General features: G+C 67.6%; 27 protein-coding genes and 1 pseudogene. 10 read left to right on the top strand and 18 right to left on the bottom strand.

The features are described 5' to 3' along the window. Positions 1–125 precede the first annotated feature (125 nt). The gene (locus BLA15945_RS01765) at positions 126–1,376 is read left to right on the top strand and encodes an MFS transporter (RefSeq protein WP_174991317.1); all 1,251 of its coding nucleotides are present in this window, start codon (positions 126–128) and stop codon (positions 1,374–1,376) included. A gap of 177 nt (positions 1,377–1,553) precedes the next feature. Beyond that, a complete protein-coding gene (locus BLA15945_RS01760; RefSeq protein ID WP_174991316.1) occupies positions 1,554–2,165 on the top strand; it encodes a cysteine hydrolase family protein in 612 nt (203 codons plus the stop codon). A gap of 19 nt (positions 2,166–2,184) precedes the next feature. Here the strand turns inward: BLA15945_RS01760 and BLA15945_RS01755 are convergent, their stop codons facing one another. The 3 genes from BLA15945_RS01755 to BLA15945_RS01745 all read right to left on the bottom strand — a co-directional run bounded on the left by BLA15945_RS01755 (position 2,185) and on the right by BLA15945_RS01745 (position 5,708). Continuing rightward, positions 2,185–3,810 carry an amidohydrolase gene (locus BLA15945_RS01755; RefSeq protein ID WP_059239986.1) on the bottom strand — a complete coding sequence of 542 codons (1,626 nt, stop codon included), beginning with the start codon at positions 3,808–3,810 and terminating at the stop codon, positions 2,185–2,187. 409 nt (positions 3,811–4,219) lie between these two features. Next, positions 4,220–5,116 (bottom strand): helix-turn-helix transcriptional regulator, encoded by an 897-nt coding sequence (locus tag BLA15945_RS01750; protein ID WP_059239989.1) that lies wholly within the window; start codon positions 5,114–5,116, stop codon positions 4,220–4,222. Positions 5,117–5,231: 115 nt separating this feature from the next. Then, entirely contained in the window at positions 5,232–5,708 is a 477-nt protein-coding gene (locus tag BLA15945_RS01745; RefSeq protein ID WP_174991315.1) for a nuclear transport factor 2 family protein, read from the bottom strand. A gap of 313 nt (positions 5,709–6,021) precedes the next feature. On the opposite strand from BLA15945_RS01745, the gene BLA15945_RS01740 reads away from it, so the two are divergent. Next, entirely contained in the window at positions 6,022–6,408 is a 387-nt protein-coding gene (locus BLA15945_RS01740) for a winged helix-turn-helix transcriptional regulator (protein WP_174991314.1), read from the top strand. Positions 6,409–6,648: 240 nt separating this feature from the next. On the opposite strand, the gene BLA15945_RS01735 is transcribed toward BLA15945_RS01740, so the two are convergent. Then, complete coding sequence (locus BLA15945_RS01735; RefSeq protein WP_059239996.1) at positions 6,649–7,020, bottom strand: YXWGXW repeat-containing protein; 372 nt, start codon at positions 7,018–7,020, stop codon at positions 6,649–6,651. 587 nt (positions 7,021–7,607) lie between these two features. Between BLA15945_RS01735 and BLA15945_RS01730 the strand changes: the two genes are divergently transcribed. Continuing rightward, the gene (locus tag BLA15945_RS01730) at positions 7,608–8,696 is read left to right on the top strand and encodes a porin (protein ID WP_059239997.1); all 1,089 of its coding nucleotides are present in this window, start codon (positions 7,608–7,610) and stop codon (positions 8,694–8,696) included. Between the two features lie 178 nt (positions 8,697–8,874). Here BLA15945_RS01730 and BLA15945_RS01725 read toward each other — a convergent pair whose 3' ends face one another. Beyond that, positions 8,875–9,273 (bottom strand): GreA/GreB family elongation factor, encoded by a 399-nt coding sequence (locus BLA15945_RS01725; RefSeq protein WP_059239999.1) that lies wholly within the window; start codon positions 9,271–9,273, stop codon positions 8,875–8,877. A 513-nt stretch (positions 9,274–9,786) separates the two neighbouring features. Here BLA15945_RS01725 and BLA15945_RS01720 point away from each other — a divergent pair. Then, a complete protein-coding gene (locus BLA15945_RS01720; protein WP_059240001.1) occupies positions 9,787–10,116 on the top strand; it encodes a DUF4148 domain-containing protein in 330 nt (109 codons plus the stop codon). Between the two features lie 158 nt (positions 10,117–10,274). On the opposite strand, the gene BLA15945_RS01715 is transcribed toward BLA15945_RS01720, so the two are convergent. Then, complete coding sequence (locus BLA15945_RS01715) at positions 10,275–10,736, bottom strand: CBS domain-containing protein (protein WP_021162297.1); 462 nt, start codon at positions 10,734–10,736, stop codon at positions 10,275–10,277. A gap of 175 nt (positions 10,737–10,911) precedes the next feature. Between BLA15945_RS01715 and ribA the strand changes: the two genes are divergently transcribed. Together ribA and BLA15945_RS01705 are read left to right on the top strand one after the other, a co-directional pair. Then, positions 10,912–11,562 (top strand): GTP cyclohydrolase II, encoded by a 651-nt coding sequence (gene ribA, locus BLA15945_RS01710; RefSeq protein WP_059240003.1) that lies wholly within the window; start codon positions 10,912–10,914, stop codon positions 11,560–11,562. Positions 11,563–11,715: 153 nt separating this feature from the next. After that, the gene (locus BLA15945_RS01705; RefSeq protein ID WP_174991313.1) at positions 11,716–12,285 is read left to right on the top strand and encodes a GNAT family N-acetyltransferase; all 570 of its coding nucleotides are present in this window, start codon (positions 11,716–11,718) and stop codon (positions 12,283–12,285) included. Between the two features lie 21 nt (positions 12,286–12,306). Here the strand turns inward: BLA15945_RS01705 and BLA15945_RS01700 are convergent, their stop codons facing one another. The 4 genes from BLA15945_RS01700 to BLA15945_RS01685 form a co-directional block, all read right to left on the bottom strand. Next, complete coding sequence (locus tag BLA15945_RS01700; RefSeq protein WP_059240007.1) at positions 12,307–12,693, bottom strand: VOC family protein; 387 nt, start codon at positions 12,691–12,693, stop codon at positions 12,307–12,309. A gap of 261 nt (positions 12,694–12,954) precedes the next feature. Continuing rightward, positions 12,955–13,719: a hypothetical protein gene (locus tag BLA15945_RS01695; RefSeq protein ID WP_174991312.1), complete on the bottom strand. Its 765-nt coding sequence runs from the start codon at positions 13,717–13,719 to the stop codon at positions 12,955–12,957. A 51-nt stretch (positions 13,720–13,770) separates the two neighbouring features. Next, on the bottom strand, positions 13,771–14,379 hold the full coding sequence (locus tag BLA15945_RS01690; protein WP_059240012.1) for an acyl-homoserine-lactone synthase: 609 nt from the start codon (positions 14,377–14,379) through the stop codon (positions 13,771–13,773). A 210-nt stretch (positions 14,380–14,589) separates the two neighbouring features. After that, positions 14,590–15,033: a DUF4902 domain-containing protein gene (locus BLA15945_RS01685; protein ID WP_059240014.1), complete on the bottom strand. Its 444-nt coding sequence runs from the start codon at positions 15,031–15,033 to the stop codon at positions 14,590–14,592. Between the two features lie 73 nt (positions 15,034–15,106). Between BLA15945_RS01685 and BLA15945_RS01680 the strand changes: the two genes are divergently transcribed. Further along, positions 15,107–15,826, top strand: a complete 720-nt coding sequence (locus tag BLA15945_RS01680) for an autoinducer binding domain-containing protein (RefSeq protein WP_059240016.1) — start codon at positions 15,107–15,109, stop codon at positions 15,824–15,826. Positions 15,827–15,869: 43 nt separating this feature from the next. Here the strand turns inward: BLA15945_RS01680 and BLA15945_RS01675 are convergent. The 7 genes and pseudogenes from BLA15945_RS01675 to BLA15945_RS01645 all read right to left on the bottom strand — a co-directional run bounded on the left by BLA15945_RS01675 (position 15,870) and on the right by BLA15945_RS01645 (position 23,070). Continuing rightward, positions 15,870–16,578: pseudogene (locus BLA15945_RS01675) on the bottom strand (MgtC/SapB family protein). 307 nt (positions 16,579–16,885) lie between these two features. Then, on the bottom strand, positions 16,886–18,430 hold the full coding sequence (locus BLA15945_RS01670) for a TolC family protein (RefSeq protein ID WP_174991311.1): 1,545 nt from the start codon (positions 18,428–18,430) through the stop codon (positions 16,886–16,888). Next, entirely contained in the window at positions 18,417–20,480 is a 2,064-nt protein-coding gene (locus tag BLA15945_RS01665; protein ID WP_174991310.1) for an FUSC family protein, read from the bottom strand. Before BLA15945_RS01665 ends, BLA15945_RS01670 begins: the two co-directional genes overlap by 14 nt. Next, the gene (gene mdtN / locus BLA15945_RS01660) at positions 20,461–21,510 is read right to left on the bottom strand and encodes a multidrug transporter subunit MdtN (protein WP_059240024.1); all 1,050 of its coding nucleotides are present in this window, start codon (positions 21,508–21,510) and stop codon (positions 20,461–20,463) included. The genes BLA15945_RS01665 and mdtN overlap by 20 nt, the downstream gene beginning before the upstream one ends. Continuing rightward, positions 21,507–21,800, bottom strand: coding sequence for a hypothetical protein (locus BLA15945_RS01655; protein ID WP_174991309.1), 294 nt, complete (start codon positions 21,798–21,800; stop codon positions 21,507–21,509). Before BLA15945_RS01655 ends, mdtN begins: the two co-directional genes overlap by 4 nt. After that, positions 21,797–21,976: a hypothetical protein gene (locus BLA15945_RS01650; RefSeq protein ID WP_155627276.1), complete on the bottom strand. Its 180-nt coding sequence runs from the start codon at positions 21,974–21,976 to the stop codon at positions 21,797–21,799. Before BLA15945_RS01650 ends, BLA15945_RS01655 begins: the two co-directional genes overlap by 4 nt. Positions 21,977–22,167: 191 nt before the next feature. Beyond that, the gene (locus tag BLA15945_RS01645) at positions 22,168–23,070 is read right to left on the bottom strand and encodes a LysR substrate-binding domain-containing protein (protein ID WP_174991308.1); all 903 of its coding nucleotides are present in this window, start codon (positions 23,068–23,070) and stop codon (positions 22,168–22,170) included. A 188-nt stretch (positions 23,071–23,258) separates the two neighbouring features. Between BLA15945_RS01645 and BLA15945_RS01640 the strand changes: the two genes are divergently transcribed. Then, the gene (locus BLA15945_RS01640; protein ID WP_174991307.1) at positions 23,259–24,404 is read left to right on the top strand and encodes a metallophosphoesterase; all 1,146 of its coding nucleotides are present in this window, start codon (positions 23,259–23,261) and stop codon (positions 24,402–24,404) included. A gap of 21 nt (positions 24,405–24,425) precedes the next feature. Here BLA15945_RS01640 and BLA15945_RS01635 read toward each other — a convergent pair whose 3' ends face one another. Continuing rightward, complete coding sequence (locus BLA15945_RS01635) at positions 24,426–25,013, bottom strand: malonic semialdehyde reductase (protein WP_059240957.1); 588 nt, start codon at positions 25,011–25,013, stop codon at positions 24,426–24,428. A 237-nt stretch (positions 25,014–25,250) separates the two neighbouring features. Between BLA15945_RS01635 and BLA15945_RS01630 the strand changes: the two genes are divergently transcribed. Then, positions 25,251–25,850, top strand: a complete 600-nt coding sequence (locus BLA15945_RS01630; protein WP_174991306.1) for an alpha-ketoglutarate-dependent dioxygenase AlkB family protein — start codon at positions 25,251–25,253, stop codon at positions 25,848–25,850. The last annotated feature ends 152 nt before the right edge of the window (positions 25,851–26,002 follow it).

Here is a 26,002-nt window from a genome sequence, read left to right as displayed (position 1 = left end):
CATCGGCACAGGCGGCATGCCGGGTATCGGCACAGCCAATGATGAGCATCGCGGGCGGCGGCCTACCGCGGCCGCCGCCCGGTCGTTACGCTTGGGCGATCATCCACGCTGTCCGGAAGGTCCCCATGTCTCGACTCGACTACACGCTGCTCGGCCCCTGCCTGCTCGCCATCGCGCTCGACGCGATGGGGTTCGGGCTCGTCTATCCGATGATGTCCGCGATCTTCAGCGATCCGCACGCGGGCATCCTGCCGGCCGACGCCGGCGCGCACGCGCGCAATTTCTACCTCGGTCTCGGTTACGGGATCTACCCGCTGTGCATGTTCTTCGGCTCGTCGCTGATGGGCGAGCTGTCCGACCGCTACGGCCGCCGCCGGATGCTGCTGCTGTGCGTGCTCGGCCTGGCGGTCGGCTACGCGATGATGGCGGCCGGCGCGTGGCACGCAAGCATCGCGATGCTGCTGGCCGGCCGCGGGCTCACGGGCCTGATGGCTGGTTGCCAGGGCATCGCGCAGGCGGCGATCACCGATCTCAGCACGCCGGAGACCAAGGCGTACAACATGAGCATCATGTCGCTTGCGTTCAGCGCGGGCGTGATCGTCGGCCCGGTGCTCGGCGGCGTGACGTCCGACCGGACGATCTCGCCGCTGTTCGGCTACGGCACGCCGTTCGTGCTGGTCGCCGCGCTGTCGCTGATCTGCGCGTTCTGGACCTGGGCGTCGTATCGCGATTCGGCCGCGCCGCGCGGCGACACGCGCATCGATCCGCTGCTGCCGCTGCGGATCATCCGGGAGGCCACGCGCCAGCGCAACGTCGCGTTCCTGTCGGTGGTGTTCTTCCTGATGCAGGTCGGCTACGGGCTCTACCTGCAGACCATCATGCTGCTGCTGCAGGCGAAATTCGGTTACACGAGCGCGCGGCTCGGGCTGTTCAGCGGCGTGATCGGCGTCTGCTTCGTGTTCGGCCTGCTGTTCGTCGTACGGCTGATGCTGCGCGTGTGGCGCGTGATCGATATCGCGAAGACGGGCCTGCTCGTCGCCGGGCTGGGCCAGGTCCTGTCCGCGCTGTTTCCGCACGAGCCGGTGCTGTGGGGACTCGCGATGGTCGTCGGCTGCTTCGACATGGTGGCGTACACGACGATGTATACGGCGTTTTCCGATGCCGTCAGCGAGGACCGGCAGGGCTGGGCGCTCGGTGTCGCGGGTTCGGTCATGGCCGTCGCGTGGGTCGTCACGGGCGCGCTGACGAACCTGCTGACCGTGTTCGGCGAGACCGGCCTGCTGTTGATCGGCGGCGCGGGGTTCCTGCTCAGCTTCGCGATGATGGTGGCATATGGCCGCACGCGGCCGGGCGTCCGTACGGCCGCGCTGTCCTAGGCGGTTGCGCACGTTGGCCCGATCCTGTCGGACGTTGTCCTGCGCGCCGCTGTCGCGCAACGCCGCGCGGCCCGACACTGGCGCCTCGCGGCCGGGGAAGTAGCGGGCCGTGTCCGGCGGCGCCGGCAGGCCCGGCGCGCCGTTCCATTCAATGTGCCAACCGAAAGAGAGCGACCCATGCAACATCCGACCATCCGTACCCTGGCCGGCGCGTCCGCGCCGACGTCGATCGATGCCGCCCGTACCGCGCTGCTGGTGATCGATTTCCAGAACGAATACTTCAGCGGCCGGCTGCCGATTCCGGAAGGGCCGCGTGCGCTGGGCAATGCGCAGCGGGTGATCGCGTTCGCCGACCGAGCGGGCATTCCGGTATTCCACGTCCAGCACGTCGATACGGCCGACAGCCCGGTCTTCGCCGACGGCAGCGACGGTTCCGGCTTCCACGCGGACCTGCAGCCGGCCCCGCATCACGCGGTGGTGAGGAAGACGTCGGTGAGCGTGTTCCCGACGACGGACCTCGATGCGCGGCTGAAGGCGGCCGGCATCGACACGCTGATCGTCACGGGCCTGATGACGCATGCATGCGTGGCCGGCGCGGCACGCGACGCGGTGCCGCTCGGCTACGGGGTGATCGTCGTCGACGATGCCTGTGCGACGCGCGACATCGACGTCGCAGACGGCGGCACCGTGCCGCACCGCGACCTGCATCGCGCGACGCTGGCCGCACTGTCGGACACGTTCGGCGACGTGCTGACGACCGAGCAGGTGCTGGCGCTCGGCGTGGCCTGACGGTTAGCCGGTTCGCGCGTCAGTCCGCCCAGCCCGGCGCGGCGTACACGATTTCGCCGCGGAAGCGCGTCTCGATCACGCGGGTGTGCGCGAACGTCTCGACCGGGTGTGCGAACGGATTGCGGTCGAGGATCGCGAAGCTCGCGTCCTTGCCCGCTTCGAGCGAACCCGTGCAATCGTCGAAGCGCAGCGCATACGCGGTGTTCACCGTATAGGCCTCGAGCATCGTGAGCAGGTCGAGCCGCTCGTGCGGATTCCACGGCGGGCTCTCGGGCTGGTCGATCAGCAGGTGCGTGACGCCCGTCTGGATGATCTGCATCGGGTCCATCGTGCTGACCGACCAGTCGGAGCCGGCCGCGAGCATCGCGCCCGCGTTGCGCAGGCTGCGGAACGGATAGTTGCGTGCAGTGCGCTCGGCGCCGAGCAGGTCGCGGTAAAGCTGTTGCTGTTCCTCGCGGGCGGCCGTCCACAGCGTCTGCACGCTGGCGATGGCGCCGAGCCGGTTGAAGCGGCTCATGTCGGCCGGATCGACGAGCTGCAGGTGCGCGAGCTGCGCGCGCCGGTCGCGCATCCCGTTGCAGCGCTGCACGTATTCAAGCGCGTCGAGCGTCATGCGTACCGCGCGGTCGGCCAGCGTATGGAAGTGCAGGTCGAAGCCGGCCGTATCGGCGAGCAGGCAGATTTCGTTCAGCGCGTCCTGGCTCCACAGCGCGAGGCCGCAGTCGTCGGTGCCCGCGTACGGCTCGAGCAGTGCAGCGGTTTTCGACTCGGGGACACCGTCGACGAAGATCTTCACCGTATGCAGGCGCAGGTTGTCGCACGCGTATTCGCGGCGCCATCCGACGAAGCGTTCGATCTGCTCGCGCGGGTCGCGGCGCGGGTTCGCGTAGAGGCCTGCGCTCATGTACACCTTCAGCGTACCGGCGCGCTGCGCGGCGGCGTAGGCCTTGAGTTCGGCCTCCTCGACGCGCGCATCGAACCAGCCCGTGATGCCGTAGCCGTGCGCCATCGCGTGCGCTTTCGCAAGCGACTTCGGGTAGCCGGCCGGGCTCAGTTGCGGAATGATCGGGCACACGCGGTAGAACGCGGCTTCGTGCACGACACCGTTCGGCGCGCCCGATGCGTCGCGCTCGATCACCCCGCCGGACGGATCGGGCGTGTCGGCCTGGATCCCGGCCGCTTCGAGCCCCTTCGTGTTGAGGCAGCCGCTGTGCACGTCGAAGCCGACCACGAGCAGCGGCCGGTCGGGCACGATCCGGTCGAGCAGCTCGCGGGTCGGATACGCGCCGAACGCGGCGAGGTTCGCGCCGCCGAGATAGACCCACGGCTCGTTCGGCGTCGCGTCGGCGCACGCGCGGATGCGTTGCACGATCGCGTCGGGATCGTTGATGCCGGACAGGTCGAAATCACCGAGGATCTGATGGCCTTCGAGCGGGTGCACGTGACCGTCAATGAGGCCCGGCAGCATCAGCCGGCCGGCGAGATCGACCCTCCGTGTGGCGGGGCCGGCCAGCGGGCGGATGTCGTCGTCGCGGCCGACCGCGACGATCTTGCCGTCCTTCGTGGCGAGCGCCTGCGCGAAGCGGCGCTGCGCGTCGCCCGTGTAAAGCAGGCCGTTCAGATAGACGGTATCGGCGTGTTGCATGTGTCTCCTCCGGATGGGGGATCGACGGGCGCACGTGTCCGGCGGGCGAGCCGTGTGGCTCGTCCGTCCGCGTGAACCCGGTCGGGTTGGAATGGGGGCGGGGTGTTACGTGCCGGCGCTGCGCGGCAGGGGCGGCGATGTGCGGTGGCGAAGACCGGCAACGGCTGCCAGGGCGTCATGCCGGTTTCGCCGATGCAGCCGTCTCGGCGTGGCGATGGGCGACGCGCTCGCGGCCGCGCGGGCCGGCGTCCATCCGGTATTCGGCATTCCGTGTCTCCGTGGCATCCGACGCGTTTCTGTCGTCGGTTGAGTCAGATACTAGGAGCGGGAGAGCGGGCTGTCTGTCATTGTTTTGAGGACAACGCGCGACAAAAGGGCGGTGGTTGCAGGAATGTCGCCGCGGCGCCGTCTAGCGGCCGCGGTCTTCCGGCGCCGCTTCTTCTGTCACGCACCACGCAAAGAGTCCGGCCCGGTTCGCGACGCCGAGCTTTGCGAGCGCGCGTCCGAGATAGGTGCGCACGCTGCTCTGCTTGAGCGCGAGCGTGTCGGCGATCTGCGGGACGGGCTGCCCCTGCAGTACCGCGCGGCAGACGAGCCGCTCGCGCTGCGACAGCGCCGCACCGCTGGCCGACAGCCGCTGTTCGAAACGCTGCAGCAGCGCGCCGTCGTCCGAGCGCGGCGTCAGGCGTGCGAGCCGTGCGTGCTGGATCAGCAGCGGCAGCACGAAATCGCCGAGCTGACGCAGCAGCGCCAGTTCGGCCAGCGTATAGGACGGCTGGCCGCGCCGGCGGAACAGCGAGAACGCATAGACGTAGTCGCGCTCGCTGCCGAGCAGCGTGCAGTCTTCGCCGAGCTCGCCGAGCGCGAACTGGCGGCCGTACTCGGTCGCCGTATCGATGTCCTCGTTGCACGAGAACACCAGCTGCGAATCGGTGACGCGCTCGATATGCGGAAGCAGGGTGTCGGATCGCCAGTCGCCCTGTGTATACAGATCGAGCGCGTGGCGCGTGCCGTCGGGATCGTCACCACCGGCGAAGAACAGCACGTCGACACTGTCGACCGATTGCGATGGCGCGTCGCGACGGTAACGCGTCGCGACGCTGTAATGGGATTGCGGATCGACGGTTTCGCGCAGCCACGCCCAAAGCCGGGCGGGAAACTGCGGACTGCCGAGGCTGGCGACCAGGTCGCCGGCGTTGCTCAGGGAAATATGGGCGGGGCTCATCGTTGACACCGTCTTCGCGAACGGCCGCCCGCGCGGGCCGTGCTTCGCGTGCGGCGGCACGGCGGGCGGCGGTGCGGTCATGCGAGACGGAGGCCGCGCGGCGGCGAAGCCCGATTGTAGGGGACTTCGTTGCCGCCGGGCATTCGCGCTTGCCCGGCGGGCGGCCGATGTTGCATCGACACTTGCCGGGCGCGCGTCAGAACATCGTGTTCCGGTTCGCGGACGTTTCGGGTACCGGCTGAATGACATCCCAGTGCTCAACGATCTTCCCGTCCTTCACGCGGAAGATGTCGACCACCGCTTCGCCGCGATCGCCCGGACGCTCGGTCGCATGCACGTGCAGGTAGACGAGATCGCCGTCGGTCGCACTGCGGACGATGCGCGCGCGCGATGCCGGATTCTTCTGGAACGCGCCGACGAAGTACGACACGAACGGCTTCTTGCCGTCCGGCACGTGCGGGTTGTGCTGTTTATAGTCGTCCGCGACGACAGCCGCGGCCTCGACCGCTTCGTGCTTGTTGAAGAAGCGGTCGTAGAACGTCAGCACGAGCTGGCGGTTGGCTTCCTCGGCAGCCAGGTCGCGCGTGGCCGGGCCGGCAGCCAGCACGGCTGTCGATGCGGCCAGCAGAACGCATGCGGCAACGGCGCGAACGGGGGAGCGGAACGATGACATGTAGCGGTTTCCTTGTCTGACGATTCGTGGATGGGCGCGCGATGCGCGACTGCGGATTGCGCCGCTCGCGACGACCGGCGGGAGTCGCTGCGGCACACATGCCGTCTCGGCGCGAAGGCGTCGCCGAACAGTCCGTGCCGGTGTCGCGGCTGATCCTGTGCGGCATCGTCATGCTTCGTTGAACTGGCGAATCCGGGCGGCTGTCGGGCCGGTCGAATGGTACAGTTGCCGCGAACCCGTCACAAGAAGTCACCGCGGTGTGAACAGGTCACACCGCGATGACCGTGCGTTGCCCGTGAAAGAGAATCCCGTCATGCCGCTCCCGTCCGCCGACGATACCGTCGAACTTGATCGGCCGTGCCCGATCCGCGATGTGCTGGACCGCATCGGCGACCAGTGGAGCCTGCTCGTGCTCGAAGCGCTGGCGGGCGGCACGATGCGCTTCAACGAACTCGGCCGGGCGATCGGCGATGTGTCGAACCAGATGCTGTCGCGTACGCTGAAGCGGCTCGAGCAGGATGGCTTCGTGAGTCGCGCGTTGTTCGCCGAGGTGCCGCCGCGCGTCGAATATGCGTTGACCGACCTCGGGCGTTCGTTTCTGACGCCGATGCAGGCGATGATCCGGTGGGCCGACGAACATCATCGCGCGATCTGCGCGGCGCGCCGCCGTGCGCGCGAGCAGGAGGGAGGCGGGCGCTGAGCGCGCACCGGCCCATCCATTGGCGGTGGGCTGCAGATGCGCACCGCCGGGTGACGCATGAACGGATGCGTGCGCATCGCCATGCGTGATTTCGTTATCCGAATGACATCGGCAGGATAAGCGTCGCCGGCGGCGTGCCGACCGGGCGCACTGGCCGCACATCGAGATTCCGCCGTGCGCACGATGCGGGTTCGCGCCCGCCGGACTCCGGACTGTCATCGACCGGGGCCGTGCGGGCATTTACCGCCACGAACCGTCGACGTAGACCCACACCCGCCCCTGGCGGCGCCAGTAGCCGGGCACCCAGCGGCGCCCGGGGCGCCGTGCGACCCAGCGGCCGGACACCCATATATAGCGGCCACGCTGCCAGCGCCAGTAGCCATCCACCCATATATAGCCGTGCTGTCGCGGCGGCGGCGGGCGGCGGTCGTGCCGCGCCGCCGGCGGCGCGAAGCCCGGGCGATCGTCGTAGGGCGGGCCGCCGGGCACGCGGTTCGGGCCGGATGGCCGGTACACGGGCGGTGCGGGCTGGGCCGAGGCGGCGCGCAGCCAGCCGGTGCCGGCGAAGGCGGCGGTCAATCCGATGGCGCGCAGCAACGAGCGTCGGTTCATGGCGTGTCCTGTTGTGTATTCGAGGCTGCCTTACATTAGCCTGCCGGTGTGCTTGCCGGGTTACGCGGGCCGTTAAGGCTGTTACCGCGTGTCACGGCGGGCGCAAGCCGCCTTTCCCTTTCCGTCGGCTGACGGGGAGATCGCCGGCGGCCCGGATGCCACGCCATGTTTACGGGGCGGCAGGTGCGTTTTAGGCGCGAGGCGCCTAATATTTGAGACAGGAGTGGGTAAAAGTTGCCGATTTGGGGTGCCGGATCGAATCCGTTTGTTGTTTCTATGCAACCGTCAAGACGATGACATGAAAGAATGATGCGATGAATGCCTCCAAAAAGCCCTCGTCAAGAAGTCAAAAATAATCGTTAAAACAAATACTTATGACGCGGCCCCACTTTCATTATTTCTAGTTCTGGAAAAGCTTATTTCTTTATTTGCGGATCGCTCCCCTAGGGTACACCCCTAAACTCACGGTTCCCAAACGGGCAACTATCCGGGCGTAGCCAGCAGGACCGATGGCATTCCCGGGCGGTTGAAGACCGTTTATGAACAAGGTCGCGAGACCTGCCTCTTTTTAGAAGGGAGCTCCACGAATGAACAAGACTCTGATCGTTGCAGCAGCTGCAGCATCGTTCGCAACCGTCGCTCACGCGCAAAGCAGCGTCACGCTGTACGGCGTGCTGGACGCAGGCATCACCTACCAAAGCAACGTCGGCGGCAAGTCGCTGTGGTCGATGGGCTCGGGTATCGACCAAAGCCGCTTCGGTCTGCGCGGTTCGGAAGACCTCGGTGGCGGCCTGAAGGCAATCTTCACGTTGGAAAGCGGTTTCAACATCGGTAACGGCAAGTTCGCAAACGGCAACGGCGGCATGTTCAACCGCCAGGCTTTCGTTGGCCTGTCGAGCCAGTACGGCACGGTCACGCTGGGTAAGCAGTACGACGCAACGCAAGACTACCTGGCGCCGCTGACGGCAACGGGTTCGTGGGGCGGCACGTACTTCGCGCACCCGATCAACAACGATCGTCTGAGCACGAACGGCGACGTCGCACTGAACAACTCGATCAAGTACACGAGCGCTAACTACGCTGGTCTGCAGTTCGGTGGTACGTACTCGTTCTCGAACAACACGAACTTCGGCAACAACCGCGCATACAGCGCTGGTGCGTCGTACCAGTTCCAAGGCCTGAAGCTGGGTGCAGCGTACTCGCAAGCAAACCTGGGTGACGGTACGAACGCCAACGGCGCATCGACGATCGGCGGCCAAGGTCGTGTCCGTACGTACGGCGCTGCTGCTGGTTACGCATTCGGCCCGGCACAAGTCGGCGCTGCATGGACGCAATCGCGTATCGACAACCAAGCTAACGGTGCTGGCACGCTGCGCGCTGACAACTACGAAGTCAACGCAAAGTACAACCTGACGCCGGCTCTCGGCCTGGGTGCTGCTTACACGTACACGAACGCGAAGGTCAACAACGGCAGCTCGCACTGGAACCAGTTCGGCGTGCAAGCTGACTACGCTCTGTCGAAGCGCACCGACGTCTACGCACAAGCTGTGTACCAGCGTGGCGCGAAGGGCAACAACATCGTCGGCACGGGCATCTACAACGGCGACAACACGACGGCATCGAGCTCGTCGATCAACCAAACCGCAGCAACGGTTGGTCTGCGTCACCGCTTCTAAGCGTGACGGGCGGGGCAACCCGCTTCGCAGCATCGAAAAAGGCGCCTTCGGGCGCCTTTTTTTCGTCTACGGAATGCGATGGCGGTCATCCGGATCGTCCGGACGCAAAAAAGCGAGGCCCGTGCCTCGCTTTTTTGCGTGTTGCGCCTGTCTGGCGCGGCGCTGGCCGGCCGGCGGCTCAGCGCGTGTATTCGCCGTTGGCTTCCGGCTGGAACACGATGGCAGCGACCTTCATCTGCTTTTCGGCGCCGCTCGGCTGCGTCACCTTGACCATCTGGCCGCGTTGCGTGCCCAGCAGCGCCATGCCGACGGGCGAGAAGACGTTCAGGCGGCCGAGTTCGAGATTGGCAGCGTCCGGATAAACAATCGTCCAGGTGGCTTGTTCCTGGGTGGCTTCGTCGAGCAGCGTGATCTGCGAGTTCATCGTGACGACGTTGGCCTTGATGGCGTCGGGCTGGACGATATCGGCGCGTTCGAGCAGCGTGTCGAGCATCGTCTGGAAGCGCGGGTTGTGCTCGGCGTGCTTTTCGAGGCGAGCGACGTCGAGTTCGGTCAGCTGGTAAAGGCGTTGTTTCATGGCAGTTCTCCAAATGATCGGCAGGGGCAGGCGTGGCGTGCCTATGAGGATCGCCCGGAGCCTGTCTGACCTGGCTCCGGGTGGAGACCGAACGATCAGATCAGGCGCCGGGCAGGGGCGAGCGGCGCCTGGGCCGTGCGTCGAGCGAGGGGGTGCGCCGGATGGCCGGCGTGCGCGCGCACGCCGGCGGGGCCGGACGGCGAAACCGAAAGGGGCGTGAGCGCGTACATGGTGGATGGAATATCGGCTGGCGAATAAAACCTTACGATTCTACAACACAACTTTCGGGATATGTGATCCGGCTGTTGGCGTTTCGTCAGCGATTGTTGTGCAGATGACGTAAGTAGTGGCGGCCCGGTTCGGAAACCGTGGGCGATATTTGCCAATATTGCAACGCTGTATGTTCAAACTAAGGGTTTCCCCTTGGAATGGCGGGCACTACACTGGACTCAATCGCTTCAGACAGTCACTGCCGGGGCGACGTCAAAAGAGAACATATTCCGGAGGTAAATCATGAAGTCGATCATCTACGCAGCAATCGCCGCATCCGTCCTTGCCACCCCGATCGCATCGTTTGCGCAGTCCGAGCAGGGGCTGACCCGCGACCAGGTCAAGGCCGAACTCGTGCAACTCGAGCAGAACGGCTACAAGCCGCTGGCGAGCGATTCGCAGTACCCGAACAACATCCAGGCAGCCGAACAACGCATTCAGCCGAACCAGCCGATGCTCGCGCAAGCCGACACGAGCGGCTACGGTGCCGTGGCAACGGGCGCCGGGCAAGCTGGCCGCCGCATGACGCGGGAAACGCCGAACCCCGTGAACTCGGTTTACTTCGGTAACTGATCGAACGTCCCCCGGTCTGCCCGAGCGCACCACTGAATCGACGAGACGCGCGCCAGTTGCGCGCGTCGTTCGCCCGCAGGAGCAGAACCTCCGTCGCCGCATGTCGGCGGCTTTCAGCCCAGACGCTTATGCGTTTGGGCCTTTTTTGCTGGGGCGAATCAGGCGGACGTGACCGCCGGCGTGCCGTGGATATAGTGTTCGAGCTGGCTGATCGTGAACTGCTGATCGGCAATCACGCTCTTCACGAGGTCGCCGATCGAGATGAGGCCGACCAGCTTGCCGCCGTCGAGGACGGGCAGGTGGCGCATCCGATGCTCGGTCATCAGCGCCATGCACTCGTCGGTGGATTGCGACGGTTCGACGTAGCGCACTTTCGCCGTCATGATTTCCTCGACGCGCGTGGCTTTCGACGAGCGGTCCTGCAGGACGACCTTGCGCGCGTAGTCGCGCTCGGTGACGATGCCCGCGATGTCGTCGCCGTCCACGACCAGCAGCGCACCGATGCCTTTTTCCGCCATCAGCTTGATGGCGTCGTAAACGAGATCGGTCTTCGTGACGGTGTAGATGGTGCGGCCCGAATCCGGCTTGGCCTTGAGAATCTGCGCGACAGTCGTGCTCATTCGCTTTCTCCGTGTGGTCGATACAGGGAAGGCTGGGCGTTGGTGCGCGACACCCGATGAGCCCAGTATAGCCGGGCAGGCAGTGGCAGTCGCGTGACGTTTCCAGATTAGCGGTAAACTCCCGTCACGCACTATCCACACAACTCCTACATTCCTGAACGTTTCGATTGAATTCATGATGTCTTCGCGTCCCCAATCGCCCACGCCGGGCAATGGCCAGGCCGACGAGTGCGTGACGCTCGTCGCTACCGCGTCGCTGCCTACGCGCTACGGTACGTTCACGTCATACGCGTTCCGCGTATCGGGCAGCGATGCCGAACATCTCGCGCTCGTAATGGGCGACGTGACCGGCGAGCAGTCCGTGCTGACGCGGCTGCATTCCGAATGCCTGACCGGCGACGTGTTCGGCTCGTACCGCTGCGATTGCGGCGAGCAGCTCGATCTCGCATTGCGCTACATCGCGGCCGAAGACCGCGGCGTGCTGCTGTATCTGCGCGGCCATGAAGGCCGCGGGATCGGCCTGAGCAACAAGATCCGCGCCTATGCGCTGCAGGAGCAGGGGCGCGACACCGTCGAAGCGAACCTCGATCTCGGCCTGCCCGACGACGCCCGCGAATACGACTCGGCCGCTGCGATTCTGCGCATGCTCGGCGTGACGTCGGTGCGGCTGATGAGCAACAACCCGAAGAAGTTCGACACGCTCGTGAAGCACGGCATTCCCGTTTGTGAGCGCGTGGCGCTCGCGGTGCCCGTGCGCGAGGAAAACGAGCGTTATATCCGCACGAAGCAGACGAAGTTCGGGCATTACTTCGAGGAAAACGAGTAACGGGAGCGGGCGCACTCGCGCCCATTTCCCATCCTCTGTTCGTCCGATCGTCGCGCGTAGAAGCGACGATCGCGATTTCCCCTTCGCTCGTACCAGTTCCGGGTTCGTGACGTCATCTGCGATTCATTCGCCGCGAGTCCGTTCCACAATCCCATGACGACCACGCCATCGAAGATCGAAACCGAGCGCCTGACGCTGCGTCGCTGGCGACCAGCGGACGCGCAAGCGCTGTCGGCAATGCATGCGGATCCGGACGTGACTGCGTGGCTTGCGCGCGGCCCGATGCCGGCCGACGAGGCGCGTGACGTGCTCGCGCGCTTCGACGCGCATTTCGACGCACACGGTTTCGGTGTTTGGGCGGTCGAGCGCCGCGCCGACGCAACGCTGATCGGCCTGTGCGGCCTGTCGCGCGAAGCACGCGCAACGCATCCGATGGCGCCGTGCGTCGAAATCATGTGGCGGCAGGCACGCCACGCGTGGGGGCATGGCTACATTGCCGAAGCGGCGGCCGCCGCAATGGCCGACGGGTTCGGCCGGATCGGGCTCGGCGAGATCTTCGCGTGGACGGCCGACACCAACCTGCGATCGCAACGGGTGATGCAGCGGCTCGGCATGCTGCGCCAGCCGGCACGCGATTTCGACCATCCCGCGTTACCGTACGGGCATGCGCTGCGACGGCACGTCGTCTATGTCGCACGCCCCGGCGGGAACGCCGGCGCGTAGCGGTTCACGCGTATCCGCCCGTCAACGCCACGTACCGTTCTGCAACACGATCCGGTAGCCGTCGGCATCCTCGAAGGTCTGGCCGGAGATTTCCCAAAACGGATTGAACGACGTCACGGGCATGAAGCCGTGCGCGGTGGCGCGCTCGCATGCGGCTTCCCATTCCGGGCGATCGGGCAGATAGAAGACGATCAGGTCCTCGGGCGTCGGCGACGGCGCGATCGGATGGTCGGGGCAGTGCGTGAACTCGAAGTGATAGTCGAGGCCTTCGCGTCCGAGCATCACGCCGGAAAAGCCGTCGTGGTCTTCGAAGCGCGCCAGGACCGACAGGTCGAGGGCGTCGCGATACATGCGTTCGGTTCGGGCGAGGTTGCCGACCGGGCGGGCAATGCGCAGATGGGCGTGCAAGATGGCCTCGGGGGAGCGTGGCAGACCCGCCGATGATATCCGGTCGGTCCGGATGATGGCGTGTCGGAATGCAAGCTCGCCGGGTAGCGAAGGCGAAGAGTAATGTGTCCCCGCAATCCGCGCAGGCAATAAAAAAGCCCGCTGCTTGAGCGGGCTGAATCCATGTTTGGAGACATGGAGGAGACAGACGTAAATTTAAGGGAAAACCCGGACGTTTGCAAGCCCTCGTTGTATTCATGCAACTGGCGGTCGTTGCCTCATTCACATACCGCCGGGCCGCGCGTGCGCGGCAAACGCGCCGAACCGTTCCTGCGCGACGGGCAGCGCGTACTTGCTGCGCATCTCCGTCTCGATCCATGCGCAGGCCTCACGCGCGCAGTCGGTCAGCGCGTGGCGCGTCGCGTGCCCGTCGATGTCGTAGACGAAGCGCACACCGACCTCGTCGTCGTCAACCTGTCGTTCGAGCTGATTGAGCTGCAGTTGCGGCCCGTGCTGTTGCGACAGCGCGCGCAGCTCGTCGAAGTGATATTCGAGCCAGTCCGCGAAGAACAGCGCGTCGCTATGGCAGGGCAGGCGGAAAGCCGCGCTGCGCGACGGGCGCGATCCGGCGTCGCCAACCGCCGCATGCGGTTCGCCGTCGGCGGCGGCGGGCAGGTCGACCGGGGCGAGCGGATGCTGAATGTGCCGGTACGGCTCGCGATCGCGCAATGCATGCCACAGCAATTCGTCGCCGGCGGCGCCGGACGGCTGCATCGTCAGGTCGTGCCGGCCGTCGCCGGCCGGGGCGACGCCGCGGATCACGAGGCGCAGCGAGCAGAGCGGCTCGTCCGCGACCAGCAGTGTTGCCGGGCGCGGCAGCCCGCAGACGAGCGGCGCGGCGCCGGCGGCACGAAACACGAGCCCGCGGCGGTCGAGCCGGACGAGCGGCAGCGGCCTGGGAAACGACGGATAAGCGACCGCGATGCGGGCGCCGCTGGCGCTCGTCAACCCGGGCATCATCGCGCGAAAGACCTGAGACTGGTCCACGTTGGTTCTCCTTCGTTACGATGCCGCCCGGACCGAAACGCGCGTTCCGGCTCAGGCGGCGATAGCTTGCCGGGCGGCCTGCCCCGGCTCGATTCCTAGCGCGGCAAACGTTTGCGGATCGATGTCGATCCAACACGCGACCACCAGACGACCGTCCACCTGTTTCGGCGGGCCTGCGCGGTGCGCGTGAATACCGATCCGGCGGAACAGCCGCTCCATGCTCGCGAACGTCACGCCGATCAGCTGCCGCGCGCCGAGCTGCGCCGCGCATTCGACGACGGCCGCGAGCATCGGGCGCACGGCCCACTCGGCGTTGCCCGGCCCGCCTTCGTCGTCGGTCGCCGCGAACCGGGACAACTCCCAGACGGCGGCCGATTGCGGCAGCGGCATGTCTGCGGCGATCAGGTCGGCGAACAGCGACTTCAGCAGATACGGGCGCGTCGTCGGCAGCAGGCGCGCACATCCGCACATGTCGCCGACCGCGTTCCTCGCGAACACGTAGACGGTATCGTCGCGATCGAACTGGTCGCGCTCGAAACTTTCGTTCGCCGACGGGAGCGCCCAGCCGAGCTGTTCGATGAACACACGGCGCCGATAGCGCCCTAGATCCGCAGCAAGTTCGTGTGGCAACCGCCCTTCCTCGTGAACGAAGGTCCGCATGGTGTCCTCGGATCTGTACTTTTGTATGCGTGCATTACATCGCGCAGGACGAGGGGGCTGTAACTAGTAACTCTTACAGGTTCGGGCGGACAAACACGCCATTTGCGGCGTGGTAACGGTTTCTTGACCGGCGGGATTGAAAACCAGGCTGCTTTTGCTTATAAAGAGCGCCAGTCTTGCGAAATGATCGGAAGATTGCGCGGCCGGTTGTCACTGGAGCGTCGGACCGGCATGATAGGTGTCGTTGCGACCGAGCAGGGCAGACGCGACCGCGGCGGGCCAGTCGATGCCGGTTAGCCGTGCCGCGAGCGCGGCGGCCGTGCGGAACATGCCGATGTCGGCACCCTTGGCGTCGACGGCCATCACGTTGCTGCGGACGTCGCCGCCTGCAATCACGAACGTGCCCGTCGCGCGTTCGAGGTACCAGTCCCAGCCGACCGTCACGTAAGCGACGCCGGCACTGGCCGTGCGATGCCATTCGGTATAGCCGGCGAGGCGTGCGTCGATCGCGTTGTCGCGCAGTTCGGCAAGCAGCGATGCATCGAGGCCGCTTGCGACATGGTCAAGCACAAGCACGGCCAGTGCGCCTTCTGACAAGCGCACGTAGCCGTCCGGAGACGGGCCGGGGACTGGGTGCAGCAAAGGTGAAGTCATGCGCGGAATGTATCAGCCTCGATAGGGTGCTGGAACCTGACAAGTATGACAGCGTGACGTTGTCGGAGAACGAATGGAACTGCGCTGGCAGGATGCCTACCAACAATTCAGCGCCGCTGAAGACGAGCAGCAACTCTTCCAGCGGATCGCCGCCTATTCCAAGCGGCTGGGATTCGAATACTGCTGTTACGGCATTCGCGTACCGCTGCCCGTTTCGAAGCCGGCGGTCGCCATCTTCAATACCTATCCGGATGGCTGGATGGCGCACTACCAGGCGCAGAACTACATCGAGATCGATTCGACGGTTCGCGACGGCGCACTCAGCACCAACATGATCGTCTGGCCGGACGTCGACCGGATCGACCCGTGCCCGCTGTGGCAGGACGCGCGCGATTTCGGGCTGTCGGTGGGCGTCGCGCAGTCGAGCTGGGCGGCCCGCGGTGCGTTCGGTCTGCTGAGCATCGCACGCCATGCCGACCGGCTGACGCCGGCCGAGATCAACATGCTGACGCTGCAGACGAACTGGCTCGCGAACCTGTCGCATTCGCTGATGAGCCGCTTCATGGTGCCGAAGCTGTCGCCCGCGGCGGGCGTCACGCTGACCGCGCGCGAGCGCGAGGTGCTGTGCTGGACGGCCGAAGGCAAGACCGCGTGCGAAATCGGCCAGATCCTCAGCATCTCGGAACGGACGGTCAACTTCCACGTGAACAACATCCTCGAGAAGCTCGGCGCGACCAACAAGGTCCAGGCGGTCGTCAAGTCGATCTCTGCGGGGCTCATCGAAGCACCCTGACGCACGCGACGGCGGCGCCGGATGCGGTAGCCGCCACGCCAGCTCATTCCATCATCGGCTCCGCTTCCTTCGCGGTCCAGCTCACGCTGGAAATGCTTTTCTCCATGCTCATCCGGCTCGCGATCTGCTCGAGCTTCTGCTGATCCTTCGGATGCAGCTTCAGCGTCGCGGTCACCTTCAGCCGGTCCGGCTGGTCGGGCACGTCCTCGCTCGTCAGGCTCTGGAACGACAGCGGCTTCGCATACATCGAGTTCGACAGCAGCGTGCGGATATGCACTTCGTCGGCGGCGAGGCAGATCACCGTGATCTGGTATTCGCGCACGAGATCGGCGTTCGATACGGGCGTCGCGTTGATCGTCTGGCTGACGCCGCGCAGCACGGGTATTGGTGAGCAGCACGACGCCCGTGCCGGCGAGCGCAGGCACGTAATGGCCGGAGCCGGCCAGCACGCCGACGGCGGCCGAGCACCACAGCGTCGCGGCCGTGTTGATGCCCTGGATCGAGCCCTTGTCGCGCATGATCACGCCGCCGCCGAGAAAACCGACGCCCGACACGACGTACGCGGCGATCTGCGTGACACCCGCGACGCCGTTGCCGGTCAGCACGCCGAGCGTGACGAACAGGCATGCGCCGCTCGCCACGAGCGTGATGGTGCGCAGGCCGGCCGTGCGCTGGCGCATCTGGCGCTCGAGGCCGATGGCGACGCCGCAGGCGAACGCGGTGAAAAGACGAAGTGCGAAATCGAAAGTCATGGTTGTCCTGCCGTGCAAGAAGCGCATGCCGGCCTGCGTCGCCGCGGCGCAAGGCCGGGGGCGACGCGGCGATAGCCGTCATCGCGCGGTACTTTACCGCGCGAATGCGTCATTCAGTGTGAAACGGGTAGGCGTGCGGCTCGCGGAACGCGAGCCGGGGCAGGAGAACTGCGTCGGACAGGCGTTCAGGCGGCAAGCGGCGCACGCAACGGAGTGCTGCAACTGTCCACGATGGTTCCTGAAGGAAGAATGGGCGGCATTCTAGTGGGCGGCGCGCGCCTGCGTCAACCGCCTTGCGGCGGCTGCGCTATTGCGCCGAGCCGATCGTCCCCGTCGCAAGCGCGAGCGCGGCGGCGGCCGACAGCGCGCCGGCATAGCTGTCGACCTCCGCGTTCCGGGCGGCGAGCAACTGACTCTGCGCGATCGTCGCATCGGTGACCGAGCCCACGCCGTTCCGGTACGCGGTGAGCGCCGCGTCGTAGCTCGTCTGCGCGGCATCGACGAGGGCCCTCGCGGCATCGTGCGACGCGAGGCTCGTCTGTACCGCGTTCTGCGCGGCGACGACCTGGCGCACGGCTTCCTCCTTGGTTCGCGTGAGGCGCGCGGACGCGCTTTGCGCATCGTTGCGCGCCTGCATCAGCACGGCCGAGCGCAGACCGCCGTCGTACAGCGGAATCGTCACGCCGAGGAACACGCCACCGCCGTAGCGGCTGCCGTTCAGGTTGACGGTCGGCGCCTGGTCGCCGATCGCGGGCAGCGCGGAGATGGCCGTGCCGCCGCTTGCGTAGGAGGTCGACGCGGACAGGAAGATCTTCGGCATGAACGCGGCTTCCGCCGCCTTGATCTTCGCGCGATTGGCCTTCTCGAGCGCGAACGCGCCCTGCAGGTCGGGGCGGCGCGCGATCGCGTCCGACACGATCGCATCGACCGACGAACCGAGCGCGGGCGGCAGCGGCCGCTTCGGCAGCGCGGCGATCGTCGGCTTCGACAGCGGCGAGATGCCGAGCGCGGAGACGAGCGCGAGGTAGCTGTCGCTTTCCGCGCCGTTCGCCTGCACGAGCGCGAGGTTTGCCTGCGCGCGGTTCTGCGTCGCCTGCGCGAGCTCGACGACCGTGCCGACGCCGTGCTTGAGCCGCGCGCGGGAAGCCGCGAGGATCGCATCCGCGTTCGCGAGACCCTGCTGCGCGCTGACAGCGCGCGAGCGGGCGGCTTCGTAGCGGTAGTACGAAACCGTCACGTCGTGGATCACCTGCTGGTGCACCGCCGTGAATGCGACGTTCGATGCGATCGACGCCTGTTCGGCCGCTTCGACACGCGCCGCGCGGCCGCCGAAATCGAACAGCAGCCATTGCAGCGACAGCGCCGAGATCGTGCCGTGCACGGTGGTGTTGCTCGACGAATCGCCGAGGATCGTCGACGTCGAGCCGTGGCTCGTCTGGTACGCGCCCATCGCCGTTGCCGACAGGCGCGGCAGGTAGGCGGACTTGGCCAGGCCGACCGCGAGCGCCGCGTTGCGTGCATCGTTCCACGCGATGCGGGTCAGCGGGTTCGACGATTCGGCGAGGTCGATCAGCTCGGCCAGCGTGTACGGATGCGCGGCATCGAGCTCGGCCGGCGGCGCGACCGATGCGAGCGCCGGCGACGCGGGCAGCGTGTAGTCGTGCGCGCGTTGCGCGGACGCCCGCGGCGGGCCCGGCACGATGTCGCCCGCGGCCGACGTTTGCGGCTGCCACGGGCGGTCGGATGCCTCCGGCGCCAGATCGATCGACGACGTCGCGCAACCGGCCAGCGCGACGGCGGTCGCGAGGGCGGCTACGGCGATCGAGGCGGCCGGCGGTTCAGGTCGACGCATGGGGGGCAGGCTCCTTCGGTGTGGCTTGACGGGCGGTGTCGGCGATATGCGCGAGCCGCGTGTCGATCAGGTTCAGCAGCGCGTCGCGTGCGGGGTCGGTGGGGGCGGCGGCCGGCGGCGGGGACGAGGGCGCCGGGGACGAGGGTGCCGGGTTCGGCGAGCGCGCGGCTTCGTCGTCGCGCGGCTCGGTCACGCGCGCGAGTTGCGCGCCGATCGCTGCGTCGCCGGGTTGGCGTTCGGCGAGCAGGAACAGCGGGCCTTCGATCGCGCCGAGTTCGGCGAGCGCGCGCCGCCGGGTGGCGAGCCACGTCGCGGCCGGCCGCACCCACGACGGTTCGTAGTGGACCAGGCCGAGTTCCTGCGCGATTGCGCCGTGGCGTGCGAACGCTTCGGCCGCGAGCGTGCGTCGCTCGGCCGGCTGCGCGATCTGCGCGATGCGCCGCCATTGATCGAGCAGCGCGGCAAACGCCACGTCGATCTGCTTGCCGATGCTGACGGGCCAGATGCGCGTGAACACGAGATACACGACGACGTTGCCGAGCAGGATGCCGATCGTGCGGTCGCGCGCGATCGTCAGGTCGAAGCCGGGGCCGGCGCCCTGGATCACGCACAGGAAAAACGCGAACGCGATCTGGAAGCCCGCATACGCGATGCGCGGCGAGCCGAATGCGATCCACGCGGACAGCCACGCGCCGACGAACACCAGCGCCATCAGGTGGCCGACCGACGACAGCGCCGGCACGACGAATACGAGCGCGGCGGTGCCGAGCAGCGCGCCGGCCATGCAGCCGAAGATCCGCAGCGTGAGCTTCTCGACCGTCTCGGCCGTCGAGCCGAGCGACACGATGTAGCAGGTGACGACGCAGGTATGGATGCCCGACCAGTCGAGCTGCGAGTACAGCAGGTAGCAGAAGATCGCTGCGGCGGTCGTTTTCAGCGCATAGCGGATATGGTCGGGATTGGTGCGCGCGTCCGGCAGGAAGAAGCCGCCTCGCGGTGCTGGTGCCGGCGGCACGGCGGGTGCGTCGGGTGCGGCGGGCGCGGCCGCAGGCGCGCCAGGCGCTGCATCGGCCGTCGCGTCCGGCTCCGCGAAACGGGTGATCGCGGCCTGGAGATCGGTTGCGGCGATGCGTGCGAGCGGCGGCAGCGCGTCGGCGGGCGGCAGCGCGAGCGTCACGTCGACTGGATAGCCGCCGCGTTCGAGAATGGCGGCCATGTCGTCGAGCGTCGCGGCGATCGGCGTGGCGAACGCATCGGGCAGCCGTGCGTCCGGTTCGCGATCGGCCAGCGCGACGCCGACCATCAGCGCGGTGCTCGAGGCGATGGCCTGCCGCAGCGCCACGACGTCGGCGGCGGCCGACGAGCCTTCGAGCTTCGACAGCTTGAGCCAGGTGAGCAACTGCTTGTCGCCCTCGCGCAGGCTCGCGTCGAACGCGGCGCGCGCGTCGTCGTCGCCGCGCAGTCGTCGCGCGGCGAGCCGCAGCCGTTTCGCGAGCTGCGCGTGCGCGAGCTTGCGCGGCGACGGCGCGATCAGCAAGTTGACGACGATCGCCACGCCGACGGGGATCGCGATCGTCAGCCAGATATAGAGCAGCGCGCGGGTCGCGGCTTCGCCGAACGGTGCGAGGCCGAGCTGGTCGAGCCCGAAGCCGACGATCATCGCGAGGATCGCGCCCACGGGGCGCAGCTTGCTGGCGGACGTCAGGTACAGGAGGGCGACCGACAGCACGGCCATGCACGCGACCCGCAGGATCGAATAGTCGATGCTGAAGATCGCGATGCCGAGCACGAGCCCGATCACGATCGTGACGATCAGCAGCAGCGCGGCCGCGAGCACGACGCTCGTCACGCGGTCGGCACGGATCATGAAGAACACGACGTATGCGGACAGCGCGGCTTCGGGCGTGCCGTACGCGGCCGTCACGAGCGCGGTCAGCGCGCAGATCAGCGCGACGCGCACGGCGATCGCCATGCGCCCCGGAAACGGCGCGAGCAGCCGCAGGACTTCGCGCGGGCCCGGCGCGCGAACGTCAGCGGCAGGCAGTGCCATGCCGGACCTCGACGATCGCGCTGGCGCCGACGCGCACGAGCTTCGCGTCGGGTTCGTCGAGCTTCACGCGCACCGGGAAGCGCTGCGCGACGTGCACCCAGTTCACCGAGTTCTGCACGATCGGCAGCGAGCGCGGCAGGTTGATGCGCGCACTGTCCGCGATGCCCGCGCCGATGCCGACCACCTTGCCCGTCAGCGGACGGCTGCGGTCGATCATCGAATAGACGGTCGCGCAATCGCCGACCGCGATGCGGCTCAACGACGTCTCGCGGAAATTGCCGACGGCGAACCATTCGCGTGCGTCGATCAGCGTGAAGATCGACTGGTTCGGCGCGAGGGTTTCGCCGGGGAGCACGCTCAGCCCCGTCACGAGCCCGTCGTGCGGCGCACGCACGACCGTATCGTCGAGCGCATGCTGTGCGCGGGCGAGCGCGGCTTCGCGCGCATGCAGGGTCGCGATCGCATCGGCTTCGTCACCGATCGTCTGCGCGGACGCGCGCTGCTGCTCCTGCGCCTGCGCGAGCGAGACGGACGCGTCGCGCTGGCGGACCTTCGCCTGGTCGAACTGCTGCGCGCTGACGTAACCCTGCGCGGCGAGCGGCGCGAGCCGGTTCACGTCGCGGGTCGCGAGATCCGCGTTCTGCGTCGCGCGCTTGACCTGCTCGGCGGCGACCGCCGCGTTCGAACGCTCGCCGATCAGCGACCGGCGGCGCGTGTCGAGCGACGCGCGCGCGAGTTCGACGTCGGCCTGTGCCTGCGCGACCGTCAGCCGGTACGGCACGGGATCGATTTCGTACAACAGGTCGCCTTTCGCGACGCGCTGGTTCTCGTGCACCGCGAGCTGCACGATGCGGCCTCCGACCGGCGAGGCGACATGCACGACGTCCGCGTCGATCGACGCGTCGTCGGTGGACGGATAGGCGGTCGTGCGGCAGTACGCGTACACGAGCGCGGCGATGCCGAGCGCGACGATTGCGAGCGCGATCGCGCGGCCTTTCGCGGAGGGGCGGGGGAGTCCGGCGGCCTTCATGCGAACGGCCCCGTGCCGGTGAGCCAGACGATCACGGCGACCACGAGCCCGATCGCGGTGCAGACGGCGAGCTGGTAAGGCACGGTGGAAGCCCAGCCGGTCGCGACGAATACGCGGTGCGCGACGATCGCGCCGATGACGCCGACGATCGCGCTGACGAGCCAGAGCGGGAAGTACGCGCCGAACAGCACGTACGACGGTGCGCCGCGCGATGCGCAGCCTGCGAGCGGCAGGGCGGGCGACAGGACGGCGGCGACGCGCAGGGGCGCGCGCGGCGTTGTTTTTCTCATGGTGTGACGAGCTCGACGTTGGGGGTGGATGCCGGGCGCGGCGCAATGCGGATCGTCGCCGCGACGACGATTCCGGGATACGGAGCCGATAATAAATCAGCGCGATGCGGATCGCCAGCCATCCGGTGCGCAGGGGCGGCGCGGGCTGCGGCCGCCCGTGCGGCGCCGGCGATCATGCCGCTTCGTCCGTCCGCGAGTTCGGCAGATGCCGCCTGATCGCCGCGATTCTGCCAGCGCCCGCTCGCGTAGGGTTGCTAACGGACTGTAAAGGATCGTCAGATGAAAGAAGGGGGGCGGAATTTGCCGTTCCGGTGCGATGGAATCGGCGCGGAAGCCGCCGATTGCGCGTCGAACCTGGATGAATCCGTCAGTTCGACTGACCGTGCGCGTCCGCGACGAGCAGGTCGACCAGATCGCGTGCGAAGCGCGGCAGCGCATCGAGATCCGCGACGCAGATCTGCAGCTGGCGCTCGGCCCAGCCGTCCTCGAGCGCGACGACGCACAGCGCCATCGTCTTCGCATGGCGGCGCGCGGTGCCTTCGGGCAGCACGCCGACGCCGACGTTCGCCTCGATCATCCGGCAGGCCGTTTCGAAGTTGCTGACCTGGATGCGCCAGCGCAGCGTGCGCTGCACGTCGGCGGCCGCGCGCTTCAGGAAGGTGTGGAGCGCGCTGGCCTCGGGCAGGCCGATGAAGTCGTGGTCGAGCGTCGCGACGAACGGCGTCGACGCCAGACCGGCGAGCGGGTGCCCGGGCGCGGTCGCGAGCACGAGGCGGTCGCGCCGGTACGGCATCGCCTGCAGGCCGTCGGTGCGCACGTCGCCGGCGACGATGCCGATGTCGACCGCGCCTTCCTGCACCGCGCGCACGATGTCCGGGCTCAGCCGCTCCTGCATGTCGATCGTCACGTCGGGATGATCGACGAGATAGCGGCGCAGCACGCCCGGCAGGAACTCGCTCATCGCCGTGGTGTTCGCGAAGACGCGGACGTGACCTTTCACGCCCGACGCGTATTCCTGCAGGTCGCCGGTCAACTGTTCGAGCTGACGCAGCACGCGGCGTGCATGCGCGAGCAGCGTCTCGCCCGGCGCGGTCGGCGTGACGCCCTGGCTCGTGCGGCTCAACAGTTTCACGCCGACCTGTTCCTCGAGGTTCTTGATGCGCATGCTCGCGGCCGGCACCGACAGGTGCGCGCGTTCGGCGCCGCGCGTGAGGCTGCGCGCCTCCGCGATGTGCGTGAACAGTTTGAGGTCGACGAGATCGAAGCGCATGGGCGTGGCGGCGGGAGGATGGCGGATTATCGCGCGAAGCCGCGCGACGCTCCACCGGCGGGCGCGACCGGTCGTCGCGGCCGGGATCTGTGTACCATCGTGCGTATGGCGCGACGCGCGGCACGGGGCATCACGGCCCCGCGCGACGCGTGTCGCGGAAGCGGTATCGCAACGAAGGTGAGCGTTCCATGCGAAGTTTCTTTGTCCGGTTCATTGCAATCGGCGTGCTGTTCCATCTGTATGTCGGGATGCGGATCATTCCCGACGCGTTCGCGTCGCCGGTCGCGCGCACGATCGCGGCGCTCGTGCTGGCGAGTTTCGTCGTGCTGATTCCGGTCGGCATGTTTTCGCGGCGCTTCGACGAAGGCTGGGCCGCGACGCTGGTCGGCTGGGCCGGGGCGCTCGTGATGGGGTTCTTCTCGTCGCTGCTGGTGCTGACGTTCCTGCGCGAATTCGTGCTGCTCGGCGTGATCGCGTGGCGGCATCTCGGGCACGACGGCGCTTGGAGCGGCGCGGCGCCCGACACGGCGCTCGGCGTGCTGGCGGCCGCGGTGCTCGTCACCGCGATCGGGTTCGCCGGCGCGCGCCGCACGGCGGCGGTCAAGCGCGTGTCGATTCCGGTGGCGGGGCTGCCGGCCGCGCTCGACGGGCTGACGATCGTGCAACTGTCCGACATCCACGTCGGGCCGACGATCAAGCGGCCGTATATCGAACGGATCGTGCGCGCGGTCAATGCGCTCGACGCCGACCTGGTGGTCGTGACGGGCGACGTGGTGGACGGTTCGGTCAAGCGCCTGCGCGACCACACGGCGCCGCTTGGCCGGATGCGGTCGCGGCACGGCAGTTTCCTCGTGACGGGCAACCACGAGTACTACGCGGGCGCACATGCGTGGATCGACGAATTCCGCCGCATCGGGCTGACGGTGCTGCTGAACGAGCACGTGCTGATCGAGCATGACGGCGCCCGCGCGGTGCTCGCGGGCGTGACCGATTTCACGGCCGGCGGGTTCGATCCCGCGCATCGCAGCGACCCCGTGCAGGCGCTGGCGGGCGCGCCGCGCGACGTCGGCACGAAGATCCTGCTCGCGCACCAGCCGCGCAGCGCCGAGGCGGCGAACCGCGCGGGCTTTACCGTGCAGTTGTCGGGGCATACGCACGGCGGCCAGTTCCTGCCCTGGCCGCCGTTCGTGCGCTTGCAGCAGCCGGTGATCGGCGGGCTGAACCGCTTCGGCGACATGTGGCTCTATACGAGCCGCGGCACCGGCTACTGGGGGCCGCCGAACCGCTTCGGCGTGCCGTCCGAGATCACGCTGATCCGGCTGACGCGCGGCTAGCCCGCGGCCCGGAGGCCGCCGTTACTCGATGCGCGCGATATCGTCGAAATCGAAGCGCGGGCTGCGCGGGAACAGGCCGGCCGGATCGCCATAGCCGAGATTCACGAGGAAGTTGCTCTTGATCGCGGTGCCCGCGAAGAATTCGGCATCGACCTTCGCGCCGTCGAAGCCCGACATCGGGCCCGCGTCGAGGCCGAGCGCGCGGGCGGCCAGGATCAGGTACGCGCCTTGCAGCGACGCGTTGCGGAACGTGGTGGCCTGGATCAGCGCTTCGTTGCCAGCGAACCAGCTGCGTGCGTCGGCGTGCGGGAACAGGCGCGGCAGGTGTTCGTAGAACGCGTAATCCATCCCGACGATCACGGTGACGGGCGCGGCCATCGTCTTCGCGAGGTTGCCTTCGGACAGCGCGGGCTTCAGGCGCGCCTTCGCTTCGGGCGACTTGACGAACACGAAGCGCGCGGGGCTCGAGTTGGCCGACGTCGGACCGAATTTCGTCAGGTCGATCAGCCGGTGCAGCAGCGCGTCGTCGACGGGCTTGTCCTGCCATGCGTTGTGCGTGCGCGCGGTGAGGAACAGTTGATCGAGGGCGGAATCGGAGAGCGTCGTCATGATGGGATCCGGGAAGAAAGCGGCCGGGTTGCGCCGGCCCGCGTGGCGGAAGAATGCGGCGCCCCTCGGCGGGGCATGCCGCGACACGCCGCGATGATAGCGTGATGCGCGCCTGCGCATCGCGGTGCGCGGCGGTTTCCTTTCATCGGCGAATGACAGCGCATGGCGGCGCGTGGCGCCGTTGGCTAGTATGCAGACATGCATCGTTCGCCCCGTTCATCGCCCGCTCCTTCCGACATGTCGACGCCCGATCTCTTCGCCGATACGCCCGCGCCCGACGTGGACTGGTACCCGGACTGGCTCGCGCCGCCCGACGCCGATCGCGCGCTCGCCGCGCTGATCGGCGAAGTCGCCTGGCGGCAGGACACGATCCGCACGCCGCGCGGGCGCATTCCGTTGCCGAGACTCACTGCGTGGCAGGGCGAGCCGGACGCGGTGTACGTGTATTCGGGGATCCGCAACGTGCCCGCGCCGTGGACGCCGGCCGTGCTCGACCTGAAGCGCGCGGTCGAGGCGACGTGCGGCGCGCGCTTCAACAGCGTGCTGCTCAATCGCTACCGCAACGGGCTGGACAGTCTGGGCTGGCACGCGGACAACGAGCCGGAACTCGGCGAGGCGCCGGTGATCGCGTCGGTGAGCCTCGGCGCGATGCGCGTGTTCGATCTGCGCCATCGCGCGACCGGCGTCACGCACGCGTACCGCCTCGTGCATGGCAGCCTGCTCGTGATGCGCGGCCGCACGCAGGCGGAATGGCAGCACCGCGTGCCGAAGGCGCCGGGCGTGCAGGGCGAGCGGGTCAACCTGACCTTCCGGCGCGTGATGGCGGCGGCCGGATAGATCGCTCCCTGTTTTCGTGATCCACGAAAGGTCGATGCAAGCAATCGCCCGTGTGTGCGGCACGTTGCCGCACGAATGCGATTCCGTGCCGCCCGGCATGGCCCGGAGGCCCGTCCCGTATGGGTTTCAGGTAAATTTCATCGACCGCCCGG

It is taken from the genome of Burkholderia arboris (assembly GCF_902499125.1).
Taxonomy (GTDB): domain Bacteria; phylum Pseudomonadota; class Gammaproteobacteria; order Burkholderiales; family Burkholderiaceae; genus Burkholderia; species Burkholderia arboris.
The sequence above is the reverse complement of the archived record's forward strand: the minus strand, read 5'-3'. Positions and strand labels throughout refer to the sequence as shown.